This window comes from Brevibacterium sp. H602 (assembly GCF_051172395.1).
Classification (GTDB): domain Bacteria; phylum Actinomycetota; class Actinomycetes; order Actinomycetales; family Brevibacteriaceae; genus Brevibacterium.
The window spans coordinates 22,278-28,658 of sequence record NZ_JBPIZD010000034.1; the positions used below are offsets into that span (position 1 = coordinate 22,278).

Annotated in this window: 6 protein-coding genes and 1 riboswitch; of the genes, 4 read left to right on the top strand and 2 right to left on the bottom strand. The window is 66.6% G+C overall.

Annotated features, from left to right (window positions below; genetic code table 11):
* Nucleotides 1-250: 250 nt before the first annotated feature.
* Nucleotides 251-1,564 carry an MFS transporter gene (locus ACSBQT_RS17060; protein WP_435002161.1) on the bottom strand — a complete coding sequence of 438 codons (1,314 nt, stop codon included), beginning with the start codon at nt 1,562-1,564 and terminating at the stop codon, nt 251-253.
* Nucleotides 1,565-1,652: 88 nt separating this feature from the next.
* Nucleotides 1,653-2,141 carry a MarR family winged helix-turn-helix transcriptional regulator gene (locus tag ACSBQT_RS17065; RefSeq protein WP_435002162.1) on the bottom strand — a complete coding sequence of 163 codons (489 nt, stop codon included), beginning with the start codon at nt 2,139-2,141 and terminating at the stop codon, nt 1,653-1,655.
* 176 nt (nt 2,142-2,317) lie between these two features.
* Nucleotides 2,318-2,446, top strand: a riboswitch (FMN riboswitch).
* 114 nt (nt 2,447-2,560) lie between these two features.
* On the opposite strand from ACSBQT_RS17065, the gene ribD reads away from it, so the two are divergent.
* From ribD to ribH, 4 genes are all read left to right on the top strand, one after another.
* Entirely contained in the window at nt 2,561-3,655 is a 1,095-nt protein-coding gene (gene ribD, locus ACSBQT_RS17070) for a bifunctional diaminohydroxyphosphoribosylaminopyrimidine deaminase/5-amino-6-(5-phosphoribosylamino)uracil reductase RibD (protein WP_410708945.1), read from the top strand.
* 52 nt (nt 3,656-3,707) lie between these two features.
* Nucleotides 3,708-4,355: a riboflavin synthase gene (locus ACSBQT_RS17075; RefSeq protein ID WP_410708946.1), complete on the top strand. Its 648-nt coding sequence runs from the start codon at nt 3,708-3,710 to the stop codon at nt 4,353-4,355.
* The gene (gene ribA, locus ACSBQT_RS17080) at nt 4,348-5,814 is read left to right on the top strand and encodes a GTP cyclohydrolase II (protein WP_410708947.1); all 1,467 of its coding nucleotides are present in this window, start codon (nt 4,348-4,350) and stop codon (nt 5,812-5,814) included. The genes ACSBQT_RS17075 and ribA overlap by 8 nt, the downstream gene beginning before the upstream one ends.
* Before the next feature lie 61 nt (nt 5,815-5,875).
* A complete protein-coding gene (ribH, locus tag ACSBQT_RS17085) occupies nt 5,876-6,346 on the top strand; it encodes a 6,7-dimethyl-8-ribityllumazine synthase (RefSeq protein WP_410708948.1) in 471 nt (156 codons plus the stop codon).
* The last annotated feature ends 35 nt before the right edge of the window (nt 6,347-6,381 follow it).

Sequence of the window (6,381 nt, forward strand, 5' to 3'; positions counted from 1 at the left end):
CGACGGGCCGAGTTGGCTCAGCCGCTCTTCAGGAAGCGCGAAAACTATTCTGCACCAGGCTTTCCGTCGAACATGTGTCGAACCGGTTTCAGATCTGCAACACAGCGCATCATTCACCCACTTGTCATGGTCCGGACACGGAAACGGCGCCCGAGGAACGATTCCTCGGGCGCCGTGATCAACGCTTCGCGGCCGCTTCGAAAAGGCTCGGCCTCGTCGACGATCGGCACTGCCTGCAGGCGAGTTCCCCTCAGGCATCGCCTCCGGTGAGCGCATAGGCCTCGTCGACCGGCGACTCGTCGATATGCCCGTCGACGCGACGCAGCTTCTTCCAACCGAGTGAGATGACGACGACCGACAGCAGCACGGCCCCGGCGCCGAAGAGGTACGGAGATCCCGCACTGATCGATTCCGATACCGCACCGGCGACGATCGGTGCCACGGCACCGCCGATGAAGCGCACACCCGAATAGGTCCCCGAGGCGACCGGACGAGGCAGGTCGCTGACCTCCATCGCCGATTCGGTGAACACCGTGTTGAGAACGCCCAGAAGCATGCCGGCCACGATGATGCAGACGATGATTCCGGCCAGCGACTCGACGAGGAAGGACATGACCCCCAGCAGCACGGCCAGTGCGACCAGGGTGACGATGAGGCTGCGACGACGCCCGATCCGCTTGGTCAGCACGGGAGCGCCGAACACCGAGGTGATCGCCACGCAGATGCCCCAACCGAAGAAGACGTAGCCGAGACCCATGGCCCCGAAGTCCTCCATGCCCATCTTCGCGGCAGCAGCCTCGACGGGGAACGGGCTGTAGGCCAGCAGAATGAAGAAGCCGAAGTTGTAGAGCAGAGCGGAGACGCCGAGGATGGCCACCCCCGGACGAGCGAGCGCACGGAATGTGGCGCTGAGCCTGATCGGCTCAGGCGAAGCTCCGTTCGAGCTCGTGCCTCCCGGCAACAGCACAACGATGGCGATGAAGCCGATGGCCATGAGGACTGCGGTTCCGAAGAACGGTCCGCGCCAGGAGATGCCGCCGAGGAGTCCGCCGAGCAGCGGACCGGTGGCGATGCCGACGCCGAGAGCCGCCTCGTAGAGGATGATCGCCTTCTCAGCACCACCGGACGCAGCACCGACGATCGTCGACAGAGCGGTGGAGATGAACAGTGCGTTGCCCAAACCCCAACCGGCACGGAAGCCGATGATCTGGTCGACGGAACCGGAGAATCCGGCAAGAGCCGCGAACGCGACGATGAGGACGAGACCGATGAGCAGTGTGGTCTTCGCACCGATGCGGGATGACAGGAAGCTCGTGAAGAACATCATTCCGCCGGTGATGAACAGGTAGCTGGTGAACAGCAGCATCGATTGGGCGGGACTGGCGTCGAGCTCGGCCGAGATAGCCGGCAGGATCGGATCGACCAGGCCGATGCCCATGAAGGCGATGACCGCGGCGAACGCGACCGCCCAGACGGCACGTGGCTGGCGAAGGATCGACGCCCCCGCCCCGGAATCGCCGGGTGTTTCGTCCCCTGTTGTTTCGTTGCCTGCTGACGCTCTCATCTGCTGGTCGCGTCCCCTTTCCTATGGTGCGTTCCGCTCCAAAGTCCGCTTCGGAAACGTGGTTGAAAAACTGAGATGTGCTCGACGGCTAGCCCGCGGTCGGTTCCGGATCCGATTCGTCGGCGGGTTCGTCGACGCCGTCGACCGGGTGTCGGTCCTTGAGGAAGTCCGAGACCAGCCCAAGAGCGCGATCGACGCTCTGCCGCTCCTCGACGCTCAGCGACTCGAAGTAGGGCTGCATCTGCTCGATCATGATCGACCGGTTCTCCGCCAGCCTCGCCCGTCCGGCATCGGTGAGCGAGAACTGCGACGCGCGGCCGTCCGTGGGACTGGGTTCGCGCACGACGAGTCCGGCTTCTTCGAGTTTGGCGAGGAGCTTCGTCGCCGCGGGCTGAGAGCTCAGATATCCTTGCGCGAAATGGCCCACCCGTACGGGCTGATACTGCTCGACGACTGCGAGCGCACGCAGCGCCGCCAGCGAGTTCTCATTGCCGATCACTCGTCGAAACGCTCTGGTCAGGCGCGACGAGACGACAACGAGCCGCGACACGAGTTCAGCCGAATCCACATCATCCATAACTTATTTATATACCCAGGTTATGCATTTCGACAAATCGGCATAAGCCTCAAGCTCCGCTCCGCGTCGCACGGAAAGGCGCCACCCCACCCGCCCGCAAGGACTTAACCCCACCCGAATGTCACCATGTGACGGACCTCACGGCCGCCTCGGTGATGGTCATGCTACTCTGGCCTCACATGTTCCGGGGACGGTGAAATTCCGTACCGGCGGTCATAGTCCGCGAGCCGCTCGCATTCGTGCAGGCGGTTGATTCGGTGAAATTCCGAAACCGACAGTCAGAGTCTGGATGGGAGGAGCATGGTGGCCTCGGCCGCTGTGTCTGGTGCAATCGACCGCACCGTCGCACGCGACTGAGACGCCCTGATGGTTGCACCCGCAATATCCTCCCTCCCGGCGAAGGCTCGGGAGGTTTCTTCATGGACGCGCAGCCAGGCGAAGCAGCGGAATTCACGGATCTCGAATCCGCGGCGATGACCGCTGCCCTCAACGCGGCCCGCGAAGGGGTTCGCGGAGCGAATCCGCTGGTTGGCGCGGCAATCCTGACAGCCGACGGGCAGATCGTCACCGGCCACCACGGAGGTGCGGGCACGCCCCACGCCGAGGTGGACGCAATCACCACCGCTCACGACCTCGACATCGATCTGTCCACCTCGACGCTGTTCGTCACGCTCGAGCCCTGCAACCATCACGGCCGGACCGGCCCCTGCACCGAGGCGATCATCAACGCCGCGATCCCCTCCGTCGTCTTCGCTTCCCCCGACCCGAATCCCGTGGCCGCGGGCGGTGGACAGACCCTCGCCGAGGCGGGGCTGACGGTCCGTTCGGGACTGCACGAAGAGGACTCCCGCGCTCTCAATTCCCGCTGGGTCCGGTCGACGGCCGAGGCCCGCCCGTTCGTCACAGCGAAGATCGCACAGAGCCTGGACGGGGCCGTCGCCGCCGCCGACGGAACCAGTCAGTGGATCACTTCCGCGGAGTCTCGCGCACACGCTCACGAGGTCAGAGCCCGAGTCGACGCCATCCTCGTCGGCACCGGCACTGCCGTGGCCGACGATCCGCGTCTCAATGCCCGCGGTCCGGACGGAATCGCGCTCGACGACCAACCGCGGCCCGTCGTGCTCGGCACCTCGGAGCTGCCTGTCACATCGTTTCTCGCCCTCAACCCGAACACTCTGCAGCTGCGCACCCACGATGCCCGGGCGGCCTTGGACGAACTGTACGCCGCCGGAGTGCGACACCTCCTCGTCGAAGGCGGGCCGACGGTGCTCGGAGCGTTCTTCTCCGCGGGGGTCGTCGACGAGGTCTTCTGCTATCAGGCTCCGATGCTCATCGGACCCGGCCGCAGCAGTGTCGACGGCTTGGACGTCGGAACCCTGTCCGAGGCGCTGCGGCTGATCCCCGACGACACGGAGACACCGGCTGTGTCACGGCTCGGCCCGGACTTCCTGCTGCACTTCGCGACTGCGGACCCTGAGCCGGCCGCAACCGGCTCCCCCGAATCAGGCATATAGCCGCCGCACTCCCCCAGCCACCACCGACCACCGCATCAGAATCTGGAGTCACATGTTCACCGGAATCATCGAAGGACTCGGCACCGTTGAATCCATCGAGCACACGAACGATTCGGCCGCGATCACCATCGACGCGGGTCCTCTCGTCGCCGACCTCGAACTCGGCGGCTCGCTGTCCGTCAACGGAGTCTGCCTGACTTCGACGAGGCGGCCCACCGAGCAGCGTCCGGGCCTGTTCACCGCCGAGGTCATGGGCGAGACCCTGCGCCTGACCGGGCTCGGCACCTTGACCACGGGCGACCGCGTCAACCTGGAACGCTGCACGCCCGCCTCGGGGCGCTTCGACGGCCATGTCGTCCAAGGACATGTCGACGGACGCGGTGAGCTCCTCGATCGCATCGACCGTCCCGACTGGTCGACCCTGCGCATCGGGATCCCGAACGACCTCGCACCGCTGACCGCGGTCAAGGGGTCGATCGCCCTCAACGGGGTATCGCTGACGCTCACGGCCGTGTCCGAACCGAGTGCATCTTCGGCGTGGGTGGAGGTCGGCCTCATTCCGGCCACCCTGGCGCACACAACGTTCGGCGAGCTGCCGGTGGGCGCGGCTGTGAACGTCGAGGTCGACGTGCTCGCGAAGTACACCGCGCGCCTCCTGTCCTTCCGCACCGCCACCCAGCAAGGAGTCGATCATGACTGATCTCATCGCTCACGCCAGCCGCCTCGATCCCATCGATGCGGCCATCGCCGCCGTCGCCGACGGCCGGCCCATCCTCGTCGTCGATGATGAGGATCGGGAGAACGAGGGCGACCTCATCATGGCTGCCGAGTTCGCCGATCCCACGACGATGGGCTTCTTCGTCCGGCACACCTCGGGCGTCATCTGCGCACCCATGACCGCCGACCGAGCCGCAGCCCTGCGCCTGCCGCCGATGGTCACCGACAACGAGGATCCGAAAGGCACCGCCTACACGATCAGCTGCGACGCGGTCGGGGTGACCACGGGCATCAGCGCCGCCGAACGCGCCGAGACCGGTCGAGTCCTCGCCACCGCCCCGGATCCGGCTGCGATCTCGCGACCCGGCCACATCTTCCCCCTCATCGCGAAGGACGGCGGGGTCCGGGAACGTCCAGGTCACACCGAGGCCGGGGTCGAGTTCGCGCGCCTGGCCGGTGCTCAGCCAGTGGCGATGATCGCCGAGGTGGTCCACGACGACGGGTCGATGATGCGCTTCGACGCGGTGCGCGACTTCGCCGACGTCAACGACCTCGTCATGGTCTCGATCGAACAGCTCATCGCCTACCTCGAGCTGCGTGATTCGGGTGCGTCGGGCGACTCCGCGGCGGTCGTCCCAGCGGCCCCGGCTGCGTCGTCGAGCTCGGCCGCAGCCACGGCGTCGACTGCGGATGATTCCCGCACCGAAGCGGCCGCCTCGGTGACGGTTGCCGATGCACCTGGCGGGAACGGATCGGTCGAGGCGACCGCGGAGGTGGCTCTGCCGTCGGAGCACGGCAGCCTGCGGGCCCGCGCTTTCACGATCAACGGGCATGACCACCTCGGCGTCTTTGCGGGATCCCCGGAATCCGGCGCCGAGGGTCCGGCGCCTCTCGTGCGGCTGCATTCGGAGTGCCTGACCGGGGATGTCTTCGGTTCGCACCGCTGCGACTGCGGTGAACAGCTCGACCTGGCGCTCGGCCTCATCGCCGAACACGGTGGGGCGGTGCTCTACCTGACCGGACACGAGGGTCGCGGGATCGGGCTGAGCAACAAGCTGCGCGCATACGCTCTGCAGGATCAGGGGCGGGACACCGTGGATGCGAATCGGGACCTCGGATTCACCGACGACGCCCGCGACTACCATGCCGCGGCGACGATTCTGCGCTCGCTCGGGCTGACTCGCATCCGCCTGCTCACGAACAATCCGGCGAAGACCTCGGCTCTCGAAGAGCTGGGCATCACGGTGGAAGCCGTGGTTCCGCTCGAGGTCGCGGCGCGGCCGGAGAACACTCACTACCTGGCCACAAAGCGCGAACGCATGCACCATGTGCTCTCGCTGCCAGAGGTCACGGGCACATCCGGCACTGTCACGGGCACTTCCGGCACTGGCGCGGGCACCGTCGGGGCAAGCCCAAGCAGCGCCGGAGCCGTCGCCAGCTGAACCGCGCACTCACACAGACACGAACCAGGCTCTGCGGAGCCGTCGAACAAAGGACATACTCATGGCTCATTCCGGAGCACCAGAACTCACCGTCGACGCCGCTGACCTGCGCGTCGCCATCGTCGCCGCCTCCTGGCACACGCAGATCATGGACGGACTCGTCGACGGAGCCCAGCGCGCCGCCGCCGAGGCCGGAGCCGAGGCCACGCTCATCCGCGTGCCCGGCAGCTTCGAACTGCCCGTCGCCGCCGCCCGCCTGGCACCGCACTTCGACGCAGTCGTCGCCCTCGGCGTGGTCATCCGCGGCGGCACTCCGCACTTCGACTACGTCTGCCAAGCCGCCACCGACGGCCTCAACCGGGTCGCCATCGACTGCGGCAAGCCGGTGGGCTTCGGCGTGCTGACCTGCGATACCGAGCAGCAGGGACTCGACCGTGCCGGGCTCGAAGGGTCCGTCGAGGACAAGGGGCATGAGGCGATGACCGCCGCCCTCGTCACCGCTCAGGCCCTGGCGCCGTACGCGCTGGGCTGAGCTGCGCTCATCTTCACCGAGAAACGGGTTGAGCG